The sequence below is a fragment of the Hyalangium gracile genome (assembly GCF_020103725.1).
Classification (GTDB): domain Bacteria; phylum Myxococcota; class Myxococcia; order Myxococcales; family Myxococcaceae; genus Hyalangium; species Hyalangium gracile.
In genome coordinates this window covers 1-21,268 of record NZ_JAHXBG010000005.1, presented here as the reverse complement: position 1 = coordinate 21,268, position 21,268 = coordinate 1, and the positions used below count along the sequence as shown (strand labels likewise).

At 68.6% G+C, this 21,268-nt stretch carries 14 protein-coding genes; 4 read left to right on the top strand and 10 right to left on the bottom strand.

Going from position 1 to position 21,268, the window contains the following annotated elements; all coding sequences use genetic code 11:
• Positions 1-108: 108 nt before the first annotated feature.
• The 3 genes from KY572_RS11210 to KY572_RS11200 are packed head-to-tail and all read right to left on the bottom strand — an operon-like array spanning position 109 to position 8,013.
• Positions 109-1,794, bottom strand: coding sequence for a multicopper oxidase family protein (locus KY572_RS11210; protein WP_224242560.1), 1,686 nt, complete (start codon positions 1,792-1,794; stop codon positions 109-111).
• A gap of 47 nt (positions 1,795-1,841) precedes the next feature.
• The gene (locus tag KY572_RS11205; RefSeq protein WP_224242559.1) at positions 1,842-3,353 is read right to left on the bottom strand and encodes a hypothetical protein; all 1,512 of its coding nucleotides are present in this window, start codon (positions 3,351-3,353) and stop codon (positions 1,842-1,844) included.
• Between the two features lie 34 nt (positions 3,354-3,387).
• Positions 3,388-8,013, bottom strand: coding sequence for a molybdopterin cofactor-binding domain-containing protein (locus tag KY572_RS11200; RefSeq protein ID WP_224242558.1), 4,626 nt, complete (start codon positions 8,011-8,013; stop codon positions 3,388-3,390).
• 141 nt (positions 8,014-8,154) lie between these two features.
• On the opposite strand from KY572_RS11200, the gene KY572_RS11195 reads away from it, so the two are divergent.
• Both KY572_RS11195 and KY572_RS11190 read left to right on the top strand, forming a co-directional pair.
• Positions 8,155-9,210 carry a ribonuclease T2 family protein gene (locus KY572_RS11195; protein ID WP_224242557.1) on the top strand — a complete coding sequence of 352 codons (1,056 nt, stop codon included), beginning with the start codon at positions 8,155-8,157 and terminating at the stop codon, positions 9,208-9,210.
• 390 nt (positions 9,211-9,600) lie between these two features.
• Positions 9,601-11,529 (top strand): hypothetical protein, encoded by a 1,929-nt coding sequence (locus KY572_RS11190; protein WP_224242556.1) that lies wholly within the window; start codon positions 9,601-9,603, stop codon positions 11,527-11,529.
• 4 nt (positions 11,530-11,533) lie between these two features.
• On the opposite strand, the gene KY572_RS11185 is transcribed toward KY572_RS11190, so the two are convergent.
• On the bottom strand, positions 11,534-12,403 hold the full coding sequence (locus KY572_RS11185) for a TraB/GumN family protein (RefSeq protein ID WP_224242555.1): 870 nt from the start codon (positions 12,401-12,403) through the stop codon (positions 11,534-11,536).
• Positions 12,404-12,460: 57 nt separating this feature from the next.
• On the opposite strand from KY572_RS11185, the gene KY572_RS11180 reads away from it, so the two are divergent.
• Entirely contained in the window at positions 12,461-13,084 is a 624-nt protein-coding gene (locus KY572_RS11180) for a TlpA disulfide reductase family protein (RefSeq protein WP_224242554.1), read from the top strand.
• Positions 13,085-13,263: 179 nt separating this feature from the next.
• Positions 13,264-13,779, top strand: a complete 516-nt coding sequence (locus KY572_RS11175; protein WP_224242553.1) for an FHA domain-containing protein — start codon at positions 13,264-13,266, stop codon at positions 13,777-13,779.
• A gap of 44 nt (positions 13,780-13,823) precedes the next feature.
• Here the strand turns inward: KY572_RS11175 and KY572_RS11170 are convergent, their stop codons facing one another.
• The 6 genes from KY572_RS11170 to KY572_RS11145 all read right to left on the bottom strand — a co-directional run bounded on the left by KY572_RS11170 (position 13,824) and on the right by KY572_RS11145 (position 20,912).
• Positions 13,824-14,462, bottom strand: a complete 639-nt coding sequence (locus tag KY572_RS11170) for a hypothetical protein (protein ID WP_224242552.1) — start codon at positions 14,460-14,462, stop codon at positions 13,824-13,826.
• A 27-nt stretch (positions 14,463-14,489) separates the two neighbouring features.
• Positions 14,490-15,314: an OmpA/MotB family protein gene (locus KY572_RS11165; RefSeq protein ID WP_224242551.1), complete on the bottom strand. Its 825-nt coding sequence runs from the start codon at positions 15,312-15,314 to the stop codon at positions 14,490-14,492.
• A gap of 126 nt (positions 15,315-15,440) precedes the next feature.
• A complete protein-coding gene (locus KY572_RS11160; RefSeq protein WP_224242550.1) occupies positions 15,441-16,730 on the bottom strand; it encodes an amidohydrolase family protein in 1,290 nt (429 codons plus the stop codon).
• Positions 16,731-16,935: 205 nt separating this feature from the next.
• On the bottom strand, positions 16,936-18,282 hold the full coding sequence (locus tag KY572_RS11155) for a S41 family peptidase (RefSeq protein WP_224242549.1): 1,347 nt from the start codon (positions 18,280-18,282) through the stop codon (positions 16,936-16,938).
• Entirely contained in the window at positions 18,279-18,776 is a 498-nt protein-coding gene (locus KY572_RS11150; protein WP_224242548.1) for a MarR family winged helix-turn-helix transcriptional regulator, read from the bottom strand. Before KY572_RS11150 ends, KY572_RS11155 begins: the two co-directional genes overlap by 4 nt.
• Before the next feature lie 87 nt (positions 18,777-18,863).
• Complete coding sequence (locus tag KY572_RS11145; RefSeq protein WP_224242547.1) at positions 18,864-20,912, bottom strand: methyl-accepting chemotaxis protein; 2,049 nt, start codon at positions 20,910-20,912, stop codon at positions 18,864-18,866.
• Positions 20,913-21,268: the final 356 nt, after the last annotated feature.

Below are 21,268 nucleotides of genomic sequence, written 5' to 3'. Positions count from 1 at the left end.
GGAATCCGCTTTCAAGAAAAAGCCGGATTTACAGAAGAACCGAAAATCTGAAGCGGTGGAGAGTGCATGCCTCTCCACCGCGATCACCTCGTGCTCACGCGCCAGCGGCTACTTCTTCATGAGCACGTTCTGCATCATCCCCGCGTCCTCGTGCGGAATGATGTGGCAGTGGAAGACGTCCTTGCCGCTCCACTGCTTGAACTTGATGCGGATCCGGACCTCCGTGTTGTGAGGCACCCAGACGGTGTCCTGGATCGTCCCGGGCTCCATCATCTCGTCTCCGACGGAGATCACCTCGAAGGAGTTGGTGTGGATGTGGAAGGGGTGCCCCTCGCCCGAGCCACCCGCGTGATGGCCATTGTCGTGGATGACCCACTCCTCCACCGTGTCGAGCTCCACCTCCACGGGGATGGCCGTCTCGTCATACAGCTGGCCGTTGATGGCGAAGTCCAGACCGACCAGCAGGTTCTTCTGGGGCGGGTAGTGCATGTCGAAGCTGATGTCGCGCGTCCGCTTCACCTCGTCCGGCTTGATGAGCGGGTAGTGCCGCTTCGGCAGGGGCAGGCTCGTCGGCAGCGCCATGTCCATGGGCTCGCCTGAGATCTCGATCTCGGCCAGCACCTTGGCCTGGCTCTCGAGGAACTGCTGCGTCTGCGCCAGCTGCATGATCCTGTAGACGCCCGGCTCCTTGGCGCCCTTGATGAGGAACTCGGCGCGGCCTCCGGGAGCGAGCAGCACCTGCTGCTGCCCGAAGGTGGTGTTGTTCACGTACTGGCGCTCTCTCGGGGCGGGGAAGTTCACCCCGTCCATGGCCAGCAGGTACATCGTGTGCTGCTCCACGACGAGGGGGATCATGTTGTCCGTGCAGCCATTGAGCATGCGGAAGCGCACCACCTCGCCGGGGCGCATCTGGTAGCGCGGGACGGAGAGCTGCATGCCCTTGGGCTTGGTGACGGCCTCCGGGTTGTGCTTCTCCTCGTAGATGGGCGAGCCGTTGTTGAGGAAGATGCGCAGCGGGAAGTCGCCCGTCGTGAAGCCGCTGTCGGCCGGGCCCAGGGTGTTTCCCTGGGCATCCTTGAAGGAGCTGGTGCCGGTGTCCGTGCTGTAGATGGCGTTCTGCGGAGGATCGTAGCTCCACAGGCCCGGCTGGCTCTTGGACTCGAACAGGCCCACGTCCTGGATGGCGATCAGCTGCTGCCGGGCGGCGGCGATCTCCTTCACCTCATCGATGGCGCCCTCGACGACGATGAGCCCCGCCAGGCCGTTGGCCACCTGCACGGACGTCGAGCCGTGGTGGTGCGGGTGATACCAGTACAGCCCGGTCGGGTGATCGTCCGGCATCTCGAAGGTGTACTCCTTCTTCTCGCCAGGCTTGATCGCGATCATGTGGGACGACGGATCGGACGTCCCGACGGGCTCGAACAGGTGCGGGATGACCTCCAGCCCGTGCACGTGAAGGTTGGTGGTGTTGAGATCGTGCGGGATGTTCATCATCACCGTGTGCGACACACCGGAGAGGTTCTTCCAGGCCGATGAGTCGTACTCCGGGAGCTTGTTGTCGATGTTGATCCGGAGCTTCGCGCCAGGCCTGGTGTAGATCGTCGGGCCTCCGAGGGCCCCGTTGTACGTGCGCAGCCTCACCTGGCGGTCTCCCAGGGTGAGGGTGGTGAAATCGACCGTGAGCGTCGTGGGCTCGGAGTCGTCACCCGAGCAGGCGGTGAGGTTGGGCAGGCTGAGGCTCGCCGCCAGGCCCGTGCCAACCTTGAGGAGGGTACGTCGTGAGAAGGGACTCATGCTTCGGACTCCAAAAGAGGGAAGGGGTGAGGCGTGGGAAGAGGTGACTACTTGCGGAGTCCGTCGCGGTTGATCTGGATCGGGGCCAGTTGGTACTCGCTCGCGTAGAAGCCCTGCAGCACGCCGCTCTTCATCGTGTAGAAGTTCTGCAGGCTCATGGCCACCTGGAACGAGAAGTCCGTGGAGTAGACCCGCGGATCCGTGGAGGTGGCCGCCGGCACGTTCTGGAACCACTTCATCCACTCCGGCGAGCCGCCCTCCGGGGGCGGCGTGGGGCCGCCACCCGGAGCCGCGCCCTTCGGCACCAGGGCCGTCGCCGCGGGGTACTGCGCCATGATGTGGCAGCTCAGGCACGAGGTGGTGTTCAGGTCGGCGGGCCCGTTCAGTCGCCCGTTCCACCCCAGGTGCTGCGGCGGCAGATCCTTGGAGGGGAAGATGACGTTCTGCTTCAGGTCCGTGTTGATCCTCGTCTGGGTCGGCGGGAACGGGGTGGTGGCGTTCACCGTGTTCTCCGGATCATTGCCCCACATGATCCCCACCGGCACGAGGTTGAGGAACTTGTTGGGGTTGTTGACCTGGCCGTTGTACGCGAACGTCCCGAACACCCAGCCGGTGCCGTCCGGCCCCTCGGCGCGCACGTCGCGCACGGCGATGTCCATCTGCAGCAGGTTGACCTTGCCCACCACGCGCTTGCTGGAGCCGGAGAAGCTCTCGGTGATGTACGCCGTCCACTGGAGGGGGTTCTCGAGGAAGGGGATCTTGTCGGTCCCCTGGGGCGCGTCGGTGAACAGCAGCTTGGCGAACACCGTGCCGGGGGGGAAGCCGCCGCCATAGCGCTTGTCCGTCGCCCGGGGGTCCGGGTTCATGGGGTCCTTCCACATCCGCCCCAGCGTGTACCCCGCCATGTCGTTGACGAGGGTGATGGCGTAGACGGAGTAGTTACCCTCCTTGCCCTTCTGGCCGGGCGCCAGCTGCAACGGGTCGATCGCCGCTTCCTTGATCAGCCCGTGGAAGCCCTCGGTGCCGCCGTTCGGGGGATAGGCGTCGGGCCCCGTCGCCGTCGGGTGGAGCCAGGGGATGTGGTACCAGCCACGCTTCGTGTTCTTGAAGGGATCCCAGTCCGGCAGGTTGCCGTCGAAGGAGTAGTCCCGCACGGCCAGCAGGTACTCCAGAGGGTTCTTCCGGAAGTCGATCTTCGTGACGAAGTCCGGCTGCTTCTTCGGCTTGGTGGTGGGGTAGTCCGTCTTCAGGCGGAAGAGCGGCTGGTCGGAGTACTTCTCCAGGTACTCGGAGACCGGGACCATGAAGCCGAAGTCCGGGAAGGGGCTCTGCTCGAGCTTGTAGCCCTCCGGCCTGCGCAGCAGGGCCGCGGCTCCGGCCTGCTGAGGGGCTCCGGTCGCGGGAGCAGGCGCCGCGCGAGCAGGCGCGGCGGGAGCAGGCGCGGCGGCCTGGGCGTACGCCGCGCCGGACATCGTCGACAGCGCCACCGTGGCGCCCAAAAGGACGGACTTCGGGAAGCCGCGCCGGGAGGGCCGGGCGGCGATTGTTCTGGGGTTCATGTCGTCTCTTCCTGAGGTGCGGCGGGGAGGGGGGTTACGGCTTGAGATCGTTCGCGCTCACCTCGCAGGCCTTGCGCACTTCCTGCACGGTGGCGGGGGCATCGAAGCGGAACAGGCCGCTGAGCTTGCGCTCCAGGCGCGAGGCGCGGATGGCCGCCTTCACCGCCAGGAAGACGCTGGTGGCCAGCACCAGGGGCGGCTCGCCAATCTCCTTCGAGGAGAAGATGCCCTCCATGGGGCTGGCCGGCACGTCCACCGAGTCCCGGGGGAACAGGGACACGTTGAGCTGCAGCGGGATGCTGGTGATGGCCGGTGGCTTGTAGCGCCAGGTGTTCACCGAGTTGAGGCGGCCGGCCTCCGGCCCGTCAGGCTCGAAGGCCAGCTTCTCGGACAGCACGTAGCCGATGCCCTGGACGAAGGCGCCCTCCACCTGGCCCACGTCGATGGCCGGGTTCAAGCTCCAGCCCATGTCATAGGCGATGTCCGAGCTCAGCACCTTCACCTCGCCGGTGAGGATGTCCACCTCCACCACCGAGCACGCCGCCGAGTAGGTGAAGCCGGTGAACGAGTCGTACGCGCCGGGCTTGCCCGTCGGCACCGCCTTGTAGTCGGCGAGCTCGGGCTGCTGCTCGATCGGCTTGTAGGTGAGCGACGGCATCGGCGTCTCACCGCCCAGGATGGGCGCGGTGAAGGTGGCCACCAGGCCCACGCGGTACTGGTAGGCCAGCGCCACCAGGTTCTGCCAGATGAGCTTCTTCTGCCCGTGGATCTCCACCTCGGTGTTCCAGCCCGCCTGGCCGTGGTTCCAGAAGTCGATGCCCTGCGTCACGCACCAGTCGTTCCCGTTCTCCTTGAGCATCTCGTAGCCGAAGTCCCTCAGGCGGGAGGCGAGATCCTGGCAGGTGCGCTTGACGGCCTCGCCGTTGTAGGCCGTTCCGGTGGATGCGCCGGTGCCGGTGGGGTTGGGCATGACGGCCGTGCGGGCCGCCTCCACCTGGATCTTGTCCATGGGCACGTTCAGCACGTACGAGGCGATCTGGCGGACCTGCGTCAGCAGGCCCTGTCCCATCTCCACGCCGCCCTGGTGGATGATGATGCTGCCGTCGGAGTGGTACACGGAGACGACCGCGCCGGCCTGCTCCAGCATCGCCACGTTGTAGCCCGAGCCGTACTTGACGGGCATCATCGCCAGCCCGCGCTTGCGCCAGCGGTTCGTCGCGTTGAACTCGTCCACCTCGCGGCGCTTCGTCTCGTAGTCGCACTGCTTCTTGAGGTAGGCCCACACCTCGCGCATGTAGCAGTACGTCAGCGCCTGGCCGAACGGCGTCACATCCCCGCGCTCGTAGAGGTTCTTCTCGCGCACGTCCTCCGGCAGCATGCCGATGGAGAAGGCCGCGTCGTCCACGGCGTTCTCCAGCATCAGCTTGCCCTGGACGTCTCCGAAGGCCCGGAACGCGGTGCTCGGCGCCGTGTTGGTGCGGCACACGTCGATCTGCGACTCGAAGTTGGCGATCCGGTAGGCGTTGTCCGAGCGCGTCTGGATGCAGTTGGAGACGACGAACGAGCAGTCGTAGAACGCGCCGCCGTCACCCCACATCTTGTGCTGCAGGCCGCGGATGAGGCCCTTGTCCTCGGGGTTCACCTCGCCGCGATCGATGGCGATCTGGTACTGGCCGAAGTAGGGGTGGCGCTTGCCGATCATCGACGTGTCCTGCTCACGCGAGAGGACCAGGCGCACCGGCCGCTTGGTCGCGTGCGCGGCGATGGCCGCCGCCCCCGCCACGAAGCGCGACTGCTCCGTCTTGCCGCCGAAGCCACCGCCCACCGGCGCCACCTGCACCTCGATGCTGTTGTAGCTGGCACCCAGCGCCATGGCGGCCGTCTGGTGCATCGCCGCGGGGCTCTGCGAGGAAGGCCGCAGCAGCATGCGATGGTTGTCCAGGGGCTCGGCGATCGCCGCCTGCGTCTCCATGTAGAAGTGCGCCTGGCCACCGCACGTCTGCGTGCTCTCGACGATCTGGCAGGGGATGCCGTCCAGAGTCCCTTCCCGGTTGACGATCGTCCGGTCGATCCGCCCCTCGGGGGTGTCCTTGGGGGTGACCCAGTCGAACCGGCTCCCGTTGCGCGTCACCTTCCAGATGTGTGACACGAAGGGGGCCTGGGTGGGGTAGTCCGGGTAGATGCTCCCCAGGCGGATGGCATCGTCCAGCGTCAAGACGGGCTGCCACCACCAGTCCGGCAGCTTCTTCATGCCGATGCGGGGCTTCATCCGAGGCTTGACCGCCTCGTAGGCGATGCACTGATCGGTGACGTACTTCGCGATCCGCTCGGCCTCCTGCTCCGTCCCCGCGAGCACCAGCGCGATGGACTGGCCCACGTAGTTGACCTCGCCATCGGCGAAGAGCGGCTGGTCGGAGCCCATCCCCTGGTTGTTGAGCCCTCCGTCCTTGAAGACCGAGGCGGTGATGAGATCGACGAAGCCGGCGTGGACGCTCGACAGGTGCTGGCGCAGCTCGCTCTCGCTGGCCTCCCTGCTCTTGCCAGGGATGACGAAGTGGAAGGTGGCCAGGGCCCGCCGGCTCTGGACGAAGGAGGCATTGAGGGTCTTCGGAGGGACCGGGAGCTCCTGGGTGTAGTGGAGCTGCCCGGAGGCCTGCTGCATCGCGGTGTCCTTGATGTAGGGCAGGGCGACGGGCGCCTTGTAGAACTGCTTCTTGTAGTCCTGCGTGCCGTCGCTGACGCCCCAGCGGCCCCAGGTGATCTCTCCGGCGGACTGCAGCTCCTGGGGGATGTCGCCGCCCCGCTCGGACAGCGCGTTCACCACCGCCTTGTAGAGGAACGCCGTGGCGAGCTGCGTCCGGTACTCGTCCGTGAAGCCCTCCGAGGGCAGCCCCTGCATGCGCCGGGTCCAGCGCGCAAGCTCCACGCCCGCCTCGCTGGCCAGGCTCCGGGCCAGGGCCGGGACGGCGCTCAGGGACAGCTCCTTGCCCACCAGCGCCTGCTCCGTCTTCCGGGCGCGCCACGGGTAGGGCGCGATGCCGCCGAACACCAGCACGGCCTCTTCCACCTGCAGCGACTTCGACAGCCGCAGCCGGCTGGTCGCGTTGAGGATGCTGTGCGCGTTGACGTCCCGCAGCGCCACCTTCTGCGCGAGCACCACCTCGTTCCGCTTGCCGAAGGGCACGTGGTAGGCCAGCAGGACGATGGAGTCCGCCAGGGCGGGCGTGGCGATCACCTGCTCCACCAGCTCCTGGGCCGTGGCGCGGCGGGGCCTGGCGCTCTCGCCCTCCTGCGTGTCCAGGTACTCGATCTCCGCGTCGATGGCGACCAGCACCGTGAAGACATCGGACGGGAACGGCTCACCGGTGCCCTCGGCGATGTGCTTGAGCACCAGCATCGTGTTGCCGCCCAGCGACGCCGCGTTGCGCACGATGCGCCCGGCGGTCCGCCGCGCCATGAAGCGCGTGGCGCCCAGCCGCGTCGTCTCCGGGTAGTCCGTCTCCTCGCTCTTCCGGGCCTTCGCCTCGCCCACGGAGAGCATCGTGCTCTCCAGGGCCCGGATGAAGTCGCTGTAGCTCATGCCCGCGCCGACTCGCAGCCCGGTGTCCGTCGCCCTGGGCTGCGCGCTCAGCTCGGGGATGAAGCGGATGTCCAGGTAGATCTCCGCCTCCAGATACTCTTCCTTGTAGATGCCGTAGGCGGTGTTGGAGTGGACCAGGCGCACCTTGCGGCCCTGGTACTGGCGCATGAGGCTGGCCAGCTCGGACAGGCTGGTGGGGGTGCGCCACACGCGCGACTCATCCTCCAGCGAGATGCCCGTGGCGGGCGCCTGGGCCTCGGACGGGAACGGGATCACGACGCTCGAGGCGGGGAGCTGCTGCGCGGCGTAGTCATCCGGCAAGCACTGCATCCGGTTGTCCGCATCCTCCTGGGACCAGTCGGAGGCGAAGGTCTTCATGCCGGTGAGGATGGAGCGGTAGCCCGTGCACCGACAGAGGTTGCCGTCGAAGATCTCCTCGATCTCGCGCTTGGTGGCCTTGGGGTTGTTGACGATGAACTCGGACATGTTCATCACGAAGCCCACGGTGCAGTAGCCGCACTGCGTGCCGTTGTTCATGGCCAGCCGGTGGGCCACCGGGTTCATGCCCTCATGCGAGAACTCCACGGGGTGGTGCGGTACGACCTCGCGGAGCGACGCGCTCAGGGCCTTGGGCCGGGACTTCGCGTTGACGCGGGCAATCACCTCGAGGCGCTTCTTGTTGGCCGCCTCGTGGGCCTCCACCATCGCCGGCGGGGGAGGGATCTCCTTCCTCTCCGGCAGCGCGCCCTCTCGGAAGTAGACGGCCGAGTGGGACAGGTTCTTCGGGTTGGGGCGCCGCGCGGCACCCGTGCCCTCCACCGTGGTCACCACCATTCCCTCGAGGGCGAGGACGGGGCGCAGACAGGAGTTGATGGCGCGATGCTCGGGGCGGCGCTTCTTCTCGTTCCAGCTCGAGAGGATGACGGTGCAGCCACCGCAGCCACCCTGGCCACAAGGCTTCTTCGGGCCCGCCAGCGCCACTTCGGGGGAGCGCAGATAGTCAATCAACAGCAGATCCGGAGACGGGTCGTCGATCGTGACGGGTCTGCCATTGAGGAAGAACGACAGTTTTTTGGGCATGGGCCCCCCTACGTGATCATTCAATACTAGTGTTCAATTCAGGACAGAGTAGTCTTGTTCTTACTCTCACAGCAAGAAGTGGCCATGCCTTGGGAACGGAAGTTCCAGGGTGGCCACGCTTCCATTTACGGAGGTCTTCTCATGCGCCACATCGTCCCAAGCCTTGTCCTCTTCAGCGTGTTGTCCGCCTGTGTCCGTGCGACGCCCGCGCCTTCCGAGCCCTCGCCATCGACGGGCGGGGGCACTTCATCCGTCCGCGCCGAGCCCCGCCTGGTGGCCCGCGAGTTCAACCTGCGCCCCGTGGAGTCCGGCAGCACTCCCACCGAGCAGAGCGCCTCGGGCAGCCCCAACGGAGGCCCCGGCGTGGCGGCCACCTTCGGGCTCTATGTGCTGGCGCTCTCCTGGGAGCCCAACTTCTGCTGCGGCCACTCCGGCAAGGAGGAGTGCCAGGGTTTGGATGGCAGCTTTGGCGCCACCCACCTGACGATCCATGGCCTGTGGCCGAACTACACGGATGCGCAGGCGAAGCAGGCGGGCGCCAGCTGGCCCCAGTACTGCGCTCCCTATGGCTCCTGTAACACGAAGAACCCGGCCCCCGGCTGCGACCCGGATACTTCCACCATTCCGGACGACATGAAGATCTACGGCCCCGGCTACGTGTCCGACGACTACTTCCTGGCGGACCACGAGTGGCCCAAGCACGGCAGCTGCACCGGCCTGGACTCCGGCACCTACTTCTCCGCGGCCATCTCCGCGCTGAAGAGCCTGCCCGGTGATCAGGGCACCCCCGGACTGCTGACGAAGAGCGTGGGCGGCACGGTGGCTGCCACGGAGCTGCGGGCGGCCTTCGGCTCTCCCGAGTCCGTCATGCTCAGCTGCGACTCCAGCTGCAACCTGTCGCAGGTCAGCATCTGTCTGGCGAATACGAACTCGCCCCCGTTCGTGACCCGGACCGCCTGTCCGAGCAACGCGACGAGCTCCTCTTATGACAACGGCTGTTTCGTCAATAATTGCCAGAACGTGACGATTCAGGCTGCGGGTCAGTGCTCTTCAGGCGGCTCCAGCTCCGGCGGTGGCACGGGCGGCCAGTGCGGCAACCCGGGGCAGGGGCCTGCCTGCACCGAGGACTCCGCCTGCGTCTCGCAGGGCTATCTGCGCTGCGCGAAGTCAGGCTGCTGCACCACCGTGCCCCTCTGAGCGACCTCTTGAGAATGCCATGGAGTCGAGCGTGTCCCGGGCTTGAGAAGGTATCAGGAGAGAGCTCCTCGGAAGTTTTTGTATCAAGCCTTGAGCAACGTACGTGCCAGTTGTCTTCTCAGAGGGGCGGGCGGGAGACGGGGGGCGTGTGAGGCGTTGAGGACATGTCATTGACATGTCATTGACGTGTCAGTGGCCGCGAGACCGTCCCACGCCCTGGGGGTGTCCCTGGCGTGGGACACATGGACTGCGCATGCGCGCTCCCATCACGCGGGCTCGTGAAAAAATCCTCCTGATATCAAGGGTTTGAGGCTGGTCTCCCGGTTGCAGTGGAGGTGTGCACCGCAGCATTCCGCGCACCCCTTGCGCTGCACATCCCGAGAGGCCCCCATGTCGACCGAAATCCGCTCCAACCGTTCCAGCAGCTCCAGCGGCACGAACTCCACGGGCCAGTCCGAGAAGTCGGGCCGGAGTGAGAAGAGCGATCGGAGCAGTGGCTCGGACCGGGCGGAGGAGGCACGCAAGGCCGCCGAGGAGGCACGCAAGGCCGCCGAGGAGGCGCGTAAGGCCGCCGAGGCCGCCCTGAAGGCTCGGACCGCGGCGGAGGCCCGGCGCCTGGCGGATCAGGCCAAGGCAGCCCAGGGGCGGGCACAGGTGGCCCAGCAGCGGGCCCAGGCGAGTGTCGATGCCCTCAAGCGTGAGCTCACCACCGCCACGCCTGCGCAGCGTCCGGCCGTGGAGAGCTCCCTGCGGCAGGCACAGAAGTCGCTCACGGAGGCCAAGACGTCCACCCTCCAGGCCTCCGCCGCGAGCACCCAGGCCAGCACCGCCGCGCGCGCCCTGGAGCAGGGCCAGTCCAGCTTCACGCCGGGCCCCACGACTCCTCCGGTCACCCCCCGGCCCACGCCCGTGGCCTCTTCTCCGAGCCCGACCGCCACACCGACCGCGAACGCCTCCCCGACGCCGACCGCCACTCCCACCTCCGCGGTGGCCGAGGGCGGGACGGCCTCCAAGCCTCGGCCCATCGGCTACGTCGATCAGGAGGGCCAGGTGCCGGAGCGTCAGCTCGATGGCGCCGTCATCGGCGCGGGCGGCGCCGCCTACGCGTCTGGCACGGACGCGTACTCCACCACGCCCGTGGGCCCCACCAACGGCAAGCCGGCCACCGAGACGGTCATCTACGTCAACGGCATCCAGAACACCGCCAACGTCCAGTACGGCAGCATGCAGACCGTGGCCAACGAGCTGGGCGCCAACGTCTACGGCATCCACAACTCCACCGCCGAGGACCATCCGCTCGGCAGCTTCGTCGGGGATCTGGTCCAGTGCCTCACGGACAAGACGGGCAGGGTGCCGAACAGCGCCACCTCCGCGCTGGCCCTGCAGGTGGTGAAGGATCTCGAGGCCGGTCGCCCCGTCCACCTCATGGCCCACAGCCAGGGCGCGCTCGTCACCTCCAATGCGCTCTCCGCCACCAAGGAGTACCTGCTCCACGAGCGCCAGCCGCCCCTCAGCGAGGCGGCGGTGGACAAGATGATGAGCCGCATCAAGGTGGAGACGTTCGGCGGCGCCGCGGCCAGCTACCCCTACGGCCCGCAGTACGTGCACTACATCAACACCTTCGACACCGTGCCGATGAACGCCGGCCTGGGCAGCTACACGGATGCCTACCTGCGCCAGATGCAGGGCGGCGGCGACCGCGCCACCTTCCACTTCATCCACGACGATCCGCGGACCTCCAACCCGCTCCTGCAGAACAACCTGACCCAGATCGGCGAGCTGATCCCCGCCCACGACTTCAACCAGGGCTACATGGCGCACCGCATGCCCTTCAACGAGGGCCACGCCAGCAACGCGGATCTCTCCGGCGCCAGCCCGGTGCTCAACGTGCCCGGCCACGAGGGCGAGGCCGCGTACTACAGCCCCGCGCCGCCGTCGGGCCCCGAGGCGGCCCGTCGCCGGGCAGGTCAGGCCGAGTCGGACTCCGCGCTCGCCCGCGCTCAGGCCGAGGCGGCCGCCCGTGAGGCTCGCGCGGCCGCGGCCTCGGGGGATCCGGCTCGCGCGGCCCAGGCCGCAGCCCGCGCGGAGCAAGCCGCCAACAGGGCCGTCGAGGCCTTCCAGCGCGCCCAGGAGGCGGCCAAGGACGCGCTGCGCGAGACGGGAGCGGACCCGGCGGCGGGCATCGGCTGGGTGCCCGGTGGAGCGCCGCCTGCCGCGGCGGGCTCCGTCGTCAACGCCGCTCAGGCCGAGCGCAACATGAACGAGGCCCTCCGCGTGGCGCGCGAGGCCCGCGAGCAGGCCACTCGCGCCGCCGCCTGAGCGCTCACGGCTTCTTCCAGGCCGGCGGGGACGCGGTGACGGTACCCACGTACCAGAGCCCGTCGTACCCCGCCTTCGCGGCTTCGGGCGTCTCGAGGACACGTCGGTCGGGACCGAGATCTTCGCCCGCGAGCTGCGCGACGCCACAGGTGGCACCGCACATCCACGCGGTGCCGCCGCGAGAGGCCACGTTCAAGGTCTTCAGCGGCACCCCCAGCTTCACCAGGTGCCAGACCATCGAGCGGGGAATCTTCAGCCGGCGCGTGGCGTGGATGTTGCCCACGAGGAGCACCATCGGCTCGGCGGGGGCCTGGGTGCGCGCCTGCGCGACGAACGCGGCCATCTGCGCATCGCGATCCTCTCCCGCCGTGCCTCCCGTGGAGGGGATGTCGTAGGCCAGGACGCGCACGTCGCGTCCCGCCGAGCGCATCCGCCTCACCTCGCGCAGCAGTCCGAGCATGGCCTGGCTGCTCCGGCCATCCTGGTAGTCACGGCGCCAGAAAGGGCCCTCGAGCAGCGGCGCCTCATTCCCCGCGGCCAGGAAGGCGTCGATGCGGGGCTGCTCGTCCCGAGGGAGCTCCAGCGCGAGCCACGCGCTCTTTCCGTTGGCGGCAGCGGCGCACACGGTCTCCGCCACCGCGCGGGGGAGCTCCTCGGTGCCATGGTACTCCCCGAGCACGAGCAGCCCTTCGGACAGCCAGCGCTCGAGGTCGATGAAGCCGTCGGCGCAAGGCGGCTCCACCTTCGCGGGCTCCGCGGCCGTCGTGACGGGAGGAGGGGGAGGGGACTCCGCGGTCGCGGGCTTGGGGGACGCGGAGCGGCACGCGGTAGCGGACACGAGGACCAGGAGGAGCAGCCGGCGGACATGATCCATGCCGGCTTCATACCGTCTGGCTGCATAGAATGCGCCTCCCCCTTTCAGAGGTCGCTCATGCGCTTCACCTTCCTGCTGTGCCTGCTCACCACCACCCTGGTGCATGCGCAGCAATCCACCTCCGCACCTGAGCCTTCCAGCAGCACTGCTCCGGCGGATGACGCGCCCACGGTGGTCAAGCTGGCCAGCCAGAAGGTCACCATCCCGGCGGCGCAGATCCCCCTCACCACGCTGGACGGCAAGGACGTGCGCCTGGGCGACCATGACGCCAAGGTGGTGGTGGTCTCGCTCTGGAGCACCATCTCCCCCGAGCACTCGGTCCTCAAGTACCTGGAGGGGCTCCACAAGAGCTATCGCGGCAGCAAGGACGTGGTCGTCCTCGCCATCAACGTGGACATGCCGAAGAACGCGGACGACATGGCGGTGATTCGGGAGATCGCGAAGGAGATGGGGGTCACGTACCCGATGCTCATCGACAAGGAGCTCAAGCTCCTGGCCCTGTCCAACGAGCGGCTTCGCCCCGAGGGAATGGAGCGCAACACGTTCACGCTTCCGCCGTTCCTCCTCTTCTCGCGCAAGTTCGAGAAGATGGAGCAGCCTTCGAGGATCACCGCCGAGAAGGACGAGGAGATCGTGAAGGAGCTGCGCAAGGAGGTGGAGCGGGTACGGCAGCGCAAGTAGCTCCCGTCAACCCCCCGCAGACTTCCAGACGACGGTGAAAATGCACTCCAGGGAGAAGCGATGCCTACGAGCGCACACCTCCACGGGGGCCGCGCTTGCGAGGCCCGGGGCGCAGGCTTCAGAGTGGAGCCACTGCCCGGGCGAAGGGTGCCGCGGGGACGTCGAGGAGGAACGGGGCCTTGCCACTGAACTTCTCCATGCTGACGCGGACGGCGCTGCGCGATCCCGCGGGCTTCATCGTGCAGGTGCGCGCGCCGTTGCTGATCTGGGAGACACCGCCCGCGCAAGCACACCAGCTGGCGTGGGTGACGCAGCCGGGGAGCGCGCCGGAGCGCTCCGCGGCCTCCGAGCCGCTCATCTTCGAGGTGCGCAAGGGCGTGCATGCGCGCCCCACGGGGCTGGGCTTCGGCATCACCGTGGGCCGGGCCGCCAACAACGACATCATGCTGGACGATCCCACGGTGAGCCGCTTCCACGCCGCCTTCCAGCAGGACGAGCGCACGGGGGTGTGGCACCTGCACGACGCGGAGAGCCAGAACGGCACCTTCGTGGGTGACGCCCGCGTGGACGCGCGCATCCCCGCGCCGCTGGCCAGTGGCACGCGGCTGCGCTTCGGAGAGGTGAAGGTGCTCTTCCTGCAGCCCGAGGCCTTCGCGAGCTGGGTGCTCACGCGCACGGTCGCGGGGGACGGGTAGGCCAGGCCACGCGGCTCGTGGCGCTGGCCTCCCGGCGGCATGCCCTACGGCGCGGAGTCCGAGGCGACCGGGCTCCCCGTCCCCAGCTCGACGAGGCTCGCGGCGAACTCGCCCTCGAGCTCGGCCTTGAACGCGCCCGGCTCGCTCTTCGCGCGGATGCGGCCGTGGGCCGTGCCTCCCTCGGGGATGAGCGACACGGTGGCGTCCTTGAGCTCGTAGACCTCCGCGGGCCAGGTGCGCGTCACGCGCAGCACGTAGCCCTTGCAGCCGCGCAGGTCTCCCGGCTCGTCCAGGTTCGCCTTCTCGCAGGCCAGCGCCAGCGAGTAGATGGCCATGTTCGCGCTGCCTCCGCCGGTGGCCGCGTTGCGCACCGTGCCCAGCAGCACCACGCCATCCCCGGGCACCAGCGTGCGCGCGGCGCGCATCAGCTTCTGGGGATCGCCCCGGGCCGAGCCCGTCTCCGCCGCCTTCAGCAGCTCGGCGGGCTTGAGGTAGCGCAGGTTGGCGTCTCCCAGCAGCGTCGCGTTGAGCATGAACTGCTCGTGGATGCGCTCCTTGGGCATCGCGTTGGCGGGCGTCTCATAGAAGCGCATGTCCAGCGTCGGCAGCTTCGAGTTCTGCGCGGCGCAGCCGGACGCGCACACCGCCGCGAGCGCGGCGGTCCAGGCGAGTCGAACGTTCATGGTGTTGTCTCCCGTGGTGGTCCTGGCCTACCGGCTCGCCGCCTTCGTCTTCGTGCCCGGCGCCTGATCCTCGGGTGCCAGGACGATCTCGATGCGGCGGTTCTGGCTCTTGCCCTGCGCGGTGCGGTTGGAGGCGATGGGGTGGAACTGGCCATAGCCCACGGCGGAGAGCTTGTCGGCCGGCACGCCCTTGTCCTGCAGCAGCTTCACGACCGCGAGGGCGCGCGTGGTGGACAGCTCCCAGTTGCTCGGGAAGGGGCCCTTGGGATCGGTGGGATCGTCGTCCGTGTGGCCCTCCACGCGGACCAGCTTGCCCGGCACGTCCTTGAGCGCCTCGGCCACCTTGGCGAGCGCCGCCTGACCCTCCGGGTTGATCTTCACGCTGCCGGAGGAGAAGAGGATCTTGTCCTTCATCTTCACCACCATCCGGCCCTTGAGCTCGGACAGCTCGATCTTCCCGGCGTTGATCTCGTCCTTGAGGCTCTTGGCGAGGGACTCGTACTGCTCGGACTTCTTCTCCAGCTCCGCGCGGGCCTTCTCCAGCTTGTCCTTGCTCTGCGCCAGCGACTCGTTGAGCGCAGACAGCTCCTCCACCTTCTTCTGGAGCTCGCGGGTGCGGGCCTCGCTGGCGGCGAGCGCCTCGTCGGACTTCGAGCGCTCCTTCTGCGCGGCCTCCAGCTCCGCCGAGAGCTTCGCCACCTTCTCCTCGAGCGACTTCGCCTTCTCCGACTCGTCTCCGTACTGCCGGCGGAGGTTCTCCGCCTCCATGGCCTTGGCGTCGAGCTGCGACTTCGGCACGCCACAACCGACGAGAAGCCCCACGGTAGCCAACGACACGATCGTCCGGTTCATGCGTTCCTCCTCAGGGGGCCGACTCTTGTCAGAGTCCCCATGTGCGCGAAAACGGGCCGGAGTGCGTGCCATGGATGAAATGACGCAATGGGATCGCAGTCCTTCAACTTCGCTGTGCCCCAATGCTCACGGCCGGGGGCGGAGCTCGTCTCGGACCACCCGTCCACCCTTCATCACGAACCGCACGCGCTGCAGCTCCGTCACGTCCGCGAGCGGGTCGCCAGAGAGCGCAATCAGGTCGGCGTACCTGCCGGGCTCCAGCGTGCCCACGTGCTCCTGGATCCCGAGCAGCTCCGCGGCCCGCGTGGTGGCCGCCCGGATCGCCTCGATGGGCGGCAGCCCGGCCCGGTGGAGCGCCACCACCTCCCAGGCGTTGCGTCCCTGGTTGCGTGCCGAGCTCGCGTCGAAGCCGCTGACGATCTTCACGCCGAGCTTGTGCGCGAGCGACACCATCTTGCGCAGGGACTGGAGCCGCTGGTCGCTTGCCCGCCGTGCCTGCTCGCTGGTCGCCTCCGCCACGGACGCCTCGAAGTAGCCGATGGTGGGGACGAGGAAGGCCCCGTGCTTCTTGATGAGCTCCAGCGCGGCGCGGTCCGCCTCATGCCCGTGCTCGATGGAGTCCGCGCCGGCTGCCAGGGCGTTGCGGATGCCTTCACTCGTCACGGCGTGGGCGGCCACCTTGCGGCCGGCCTTGTGCGCCTCCTCGACGATGGCCCGGATCTCCTCCACGGTGAGGGTAGGGTGGTGCCAGTCCGCGTAGAGCTTGAGGAGGTCCGCGCCATGGCCGAGCTGCTCCCGTGCCGCGCGTCGCGCCTCCTCGGCGCCGCTGATGAGCTGCGCGCCGGTGGGCCGGTCCTTCAGATCGGGTGAGAGGCCCGTCGGGTAGTAGGTGCCCACCGCGCCAATCCCCCGGGTGGACACCCGCATCCTGGGGCCCTCCACGAGCCCCTGGCGGATGGCATCTCGCAGCGCGACGTCCGCGTAGAAGGCGCCCTCGCTCTCGACGTCCCGGACGGTCGTGAAGCCGGCGTGCAGCGTGGCCCGGGCGTTGGCCGCGCCCTCCAGGGCTCGGAACGCCTGGGACTTGGTGATGAGATCCTGCGCATAGCCCTCGGGCGTCTCGGGCATCCGCGCCAGCAGGTGCGTGTGGCCGTCGATCAGCCCTGGCAGCACGGTGGCGCCGCCGAGATCGATCACCTCCGCGCCTTCCGGAATCGCGAGCCCGGAGCCCACCGCGGAGATCCGCTCGTTCTCGATCACGATGACCGGGTTCTGGAGGAAGGCGCCGGTGCGCACATCGAGCAGCCGGGCGGCGCGGACGACCCGAGGCTTCGGTGGCGCGCTCTGGGGCGCGGGCTGGGCCGCCGAGATTCCGGCCAGGAAGAGGAACGACCACACGCTGACGAACCGGCTCATGACACCTCCTGTGAGCCAAGGTAGCACTCCCCGAGCACCCCGAGGCTCTCAGGGGCGCAGCGTCATCGGCAGTGTCCTTGGCGAGATCGTGGAGGGACAGACCATCGGTGCAACCCCTTGCAGAGTCAGGGAGCAAGGCTGTCACCGGAGAGGACGCGCCCGGGGGAATTGTTTTGCATTTCCGGGGACCGGAGCGTGACGCGCCTCAGCCCTTCTCGTAGACCCGAGGCGCGGGCTCTCCCTGCCACTGCAGCTCCAGGCTCCGCGCCGTGAACCGCACACGCAGGAAGTCCATGCCGTCGACCGCGAACAGGCCGTCCGCCGTCAGGGGTGACAGGCGCCGTGTCGGGCGGTCGGGCCGGGTCAGCCACAGGGCGTTGTCGCGCAAGGTGACGCTGACCTCGCCGTAGCGGCCGGCCAGGGTCTTCAGCCGGGTCGGGGCGACGACGGGCGGATGACGGCGCGCCTCGACCTGGATGCGCGCCCAGTCGTACTCAGCAAGGGCCACGGGATCGGCGGCGCGCTCCCGCGAAAGACGGGTCAAGGCCAGCGACAGGGCCACGTCCAGCGCCTGCTCGGGCGGAGCCTCCACCGTCGGTTGGATGCCGACGCCTTCCCAGTTCGTGTTGCTGAGCGCATGCGCGGGGCGCCCCACCGAGATGCTGAGGATGAAGCCCGGGGTGATGGGCAGCAGCGCGTTGTTGTTGGCCCCGCCAGCCGTCCTGGCTCCGACCAGCTCGCCCAGCTTGAACTGCTGCACGTGATAGGCGAACTCCTCGCTGGCGGAGGCCACCCCGCCGTCGATCAGCACGTACAGCGGCTTGCCCTTCATGCGTCCGGCGGGGAGGTGGCTCAGGGTTCGCGACTGATTGGGCGGCTCGGACTCTTGCAGGAACGTCATCAGCAGAGTGTCCTCGTCCAGGAAGTGGCTGGTCAGGTACTGGACCGCCGCGCTCGAGCCGCCGCCATTGCCGCGCAGATCGATGATCGCCGCATCGCCGTCCCGCAGGAACCGCATCGCGCCGTCATAGGCGGCGCCTGTCTCGTCGCGGACCCACTCGAAGCCCGTGATCCTCAGATAGCGGATGTTGCCGGGAAGGAGCTTCAGCTCGGCCAGGCCGTGATGGAAGCGGATGGCCCGGCGCCGATGGAACGCCTCCGAACCCTCCTCGCTCGCCGGAGGCGCCAGGGCGGCGGCGTATTGCCCTGGAGCAGCGCTGAGGGACATGTGGCCGTCGCGGCTGGCGGCCCTCAGGTCCTCGGTGATCCGCTCGGCGAAGAGGATCGGATCGTCCTGCTCATAGCGCCCGGCCTGCCGCGCCTGCTGGAGCCGCTGGATGATCGGCGCCCGCAGCTCGGGAAAGACATAGGACTTCTCGATGGCGGCCTGGATGCCCTTCAAGGCCGCGGCGCGATCGGCGGTGGTGAGCCGGGCGGGCGCCGATGCCGCGGGGCGGGCTGGCACGCGTTGCTGCGCCAGGGCCGGGGAGGGCACTGCCGCCAGGACGAGCATCCCCAGCAGCAGGGAGCGTGACACGAAGCACGGGGTCATGAGCGCACCTTCTTTCGGTGAGGTTCCAGTCGCTTCGCCGCCTCGTCGATCCGTTCCGAGAACGGCCGGCGCTCCAGGGCCGCGATCGCCTCGCGGAGCACTCGAGAGAGCGGGGCGGAGAGCTCGCCGTCCAGGCCCGCGGCGGCCGCATTGGTCGCGGCCCACTGGCGCTCGAGCGCGGGGAGCATCGCCTCGGCGGCGGGCGTGAGGGAGACGATCCGCTCCCGCGCGTCCTTCCCGGGTTGGAGGCTGACCAGGCCGCGCGCCACCATCTGCGACACCGTCTGGCTGACCGCCGAGTGGGTGATTCCGGCGCGCTGGGCGATCTCCCGGAGCGAGGTCGGCCCGAGCGCCAGCAGGGCCCGCACGACCGGGGTGTAGCGCGGGCGGTAGTCCAGACCGGCGTGGGCATAGGCCTGCTCGACGGCGTCGTCGAGCGTCTCGACGAGGTGCCTGAGGAGTGTGCCGAGCGTAGGGGGCTGAGGCGCTGACATCGGGGCGGATATATAAGTGCTGTTATAATTCGGCAAGCCCAGGCGGCCCCTCCCCCTTCGGAGGTGGCGTTCCCTATGGGGCTGACGTCACCGTCGCCAGCGACGCATGGCCGCGGGCCCCAGCCCACCCGCCGCGCTCTCGGGCGGCGGGTGTGGGTAGGGCCTGGGCGTGCCGGGGGGCTGGCTCGCGGCGCCCGGCGGGGCGACGGAGCCTCCCATGGGGCCTTGGCGCGCGGCCTCGCTCACGCGGAAGAAGCCCATCAGCTGCAGCAGGCTCTCGGCCTGCGATGCCAGCTCCTCCGCCATGCTCGACAGCTCCTCGGCGGCCGAGGCGTTGCGCTGCGTCGCCAGGTTCAGGCTCAGCATCGCGTGGTTGATCTGGCCGACACCCGATGCCTGCTGGTTGGACGCGAGGGCCACGTCCTTCATCAGCTGGGTGGTGCTCCCGATCGATGGGACGAGCTGGCCGAGCATCGCCCCCGAGCGCTCGGCGATCTTCACGCTCCTGGAGGCCAGGTCGATGATCTGCTTCGCGGAGGCCTGGCTCCCCTCCGCGAGCTTGCGCACCTCGGAGGCGACGACCGCGAAGCCTCTCCCCTGGGGACCCGCGCGCGCGGCCTCGATGGAGGCGTTGAGCGCCAGCAGGTTCGTCTGGTACGCGATGTCCTCGATGATGGAGATGCGCGAGGCGATCTGCTTCATCGCCTCCACCGTCTCGGTGACCGCCCGGTTGCACGCCTCGACGCTCGTCGCCCCCTCGCGCGCGATCGTCTCGACGCGACGGCTGCTCTCGGCGTTCTGGGCGATGGAGGTGCTCATCCGCTGGAGGTTCGACGTCACCTCCTCGGCGGTCGCGGCCTGCTCGCTCGTGCCGGTGGAGAGGGACTGGGACATCGTCGACAGCTGCGCGGACGCGGACGAGAGCGCGCTCGCGCCCGTGCGGACCTCTCCAATCACCTGGGCCAGCCGCTGCTGCATCGACCGGAACGCTTCCGCCAGGACGCCGATCTCGTCGTTGGAGCGGTGGTCGAGCTTCCCGGTGAGATCGCCCTCCGCGATGCGCTCGGCGACGGTGGAGATCGTCCTCAGGGGACGGGTGATGCGGCGGACCACGACGATGACCGCCAGGCCGAGAGCCCCCATCCCGAGCACGCCCAGCGTGATGGTGAAGCGGCGCAGCTCGTGCGCCGGAGCGAGCACCTGGTCGAGCGGCACGAGCACCGCGAGCGCCCATGGTGTCGTGGTGTTTCCCACCCGGAAGGGAATCACGACCTGGATCGCCTCGCCCCCCAGGAGCTCCGAGTCGATCCGGGCCGTGGTCGTGCCGCCACTCGCGAGCGTCGACTTCACCAGCTCCTCGGAACGTGAGCTCCCCAGCGGCTGGCCGCGAAGCTCCGGCGACGGGTGCGAGACGTACGCGCCGTTGTTCGAGACGAGGAGCAGGTGGCCCTTCTCGAAGGGGTGGATCTTCAGGATCTCCTGCTGGATCTGATCGAGCGCGAGGTCCGCGCCCACCACCCCGAGGAACTTGCCGTCGAGCAGGAGCGGAACGATGGCGCTGGTCATCAGCGTCGGCTTGCCGGCGACGGTGTAGCTGAAGGGGTTCATGATGATCTCCCTCCCGCTCTGCTTGGGCAGCAGGTAGTAGTCGCTCGGTCCCCCCAGGGTCTCGTGGTGGTAGTCGACGGTGGGCTCGAGCCGGATCTCTCCCGTGCCGCGGTTCCAGTAGGGGATGTATCGCCCCGTGGCATCCGTGCCGGGCGTGTTCACGAAGCTCGCATCCCGCCCGTCGTAGGCGTTGGGCTCCCACACCGTCCAGGTGCCCAGCAGCCCGGGGTTGCCCTCGGCGACCTTCCGCAGCAACGCGTCGCCATGCCGGCGATCGGTGGCGCCAGTGACCTTCTGCGCGATGAAGGCCTGCGCCACCGTCCTGACGGGGATCATCACCGCATCGAGCCGGGCCTTGATCATGACCGAGTAACGCTCGGCCACCTCGGTCGCGGTCTGCGTCGCCTGCGCCTCGGCGACCTGGGAAGACCGCTCGTTGACGACGAAGACGAGGAGGCAGAGGGCAAGGGTGATGACGCCGCAGAGGGCGATGAGCAGCTTGGTGGCGATGCTGTTTCGGAAGGCCATGGTCTCGTGTGTCGACCGGAGATGCCGGGGGGCCCGTCAGTAGACCATGGCGCACGCTGGCGATCGCGCGAGCGGGGAGCGCCCGCCCGCATGGGCTGCGGGCGACGATGGCCACGGGTGGCCGGCCAGCCCCCCGATGACGGTTGTCACCGGTGGTGACCGCAGTCACCAGGGGCTCCTGGTGTCTGCTGTCTCCACCCGGCGCGCGGGGCTTCTCCCAATTCGTGCCCAAACCCTTGAAACCCTTGGGGGATACCTTGGTCGCCAGCTCCCTTCATGTCATGGCATGGGGGGTGCAGTAGGGGTCAGCCATACTCACCGACCCCAAGCGGTCGGCATCGAAAACAGGAGCACGC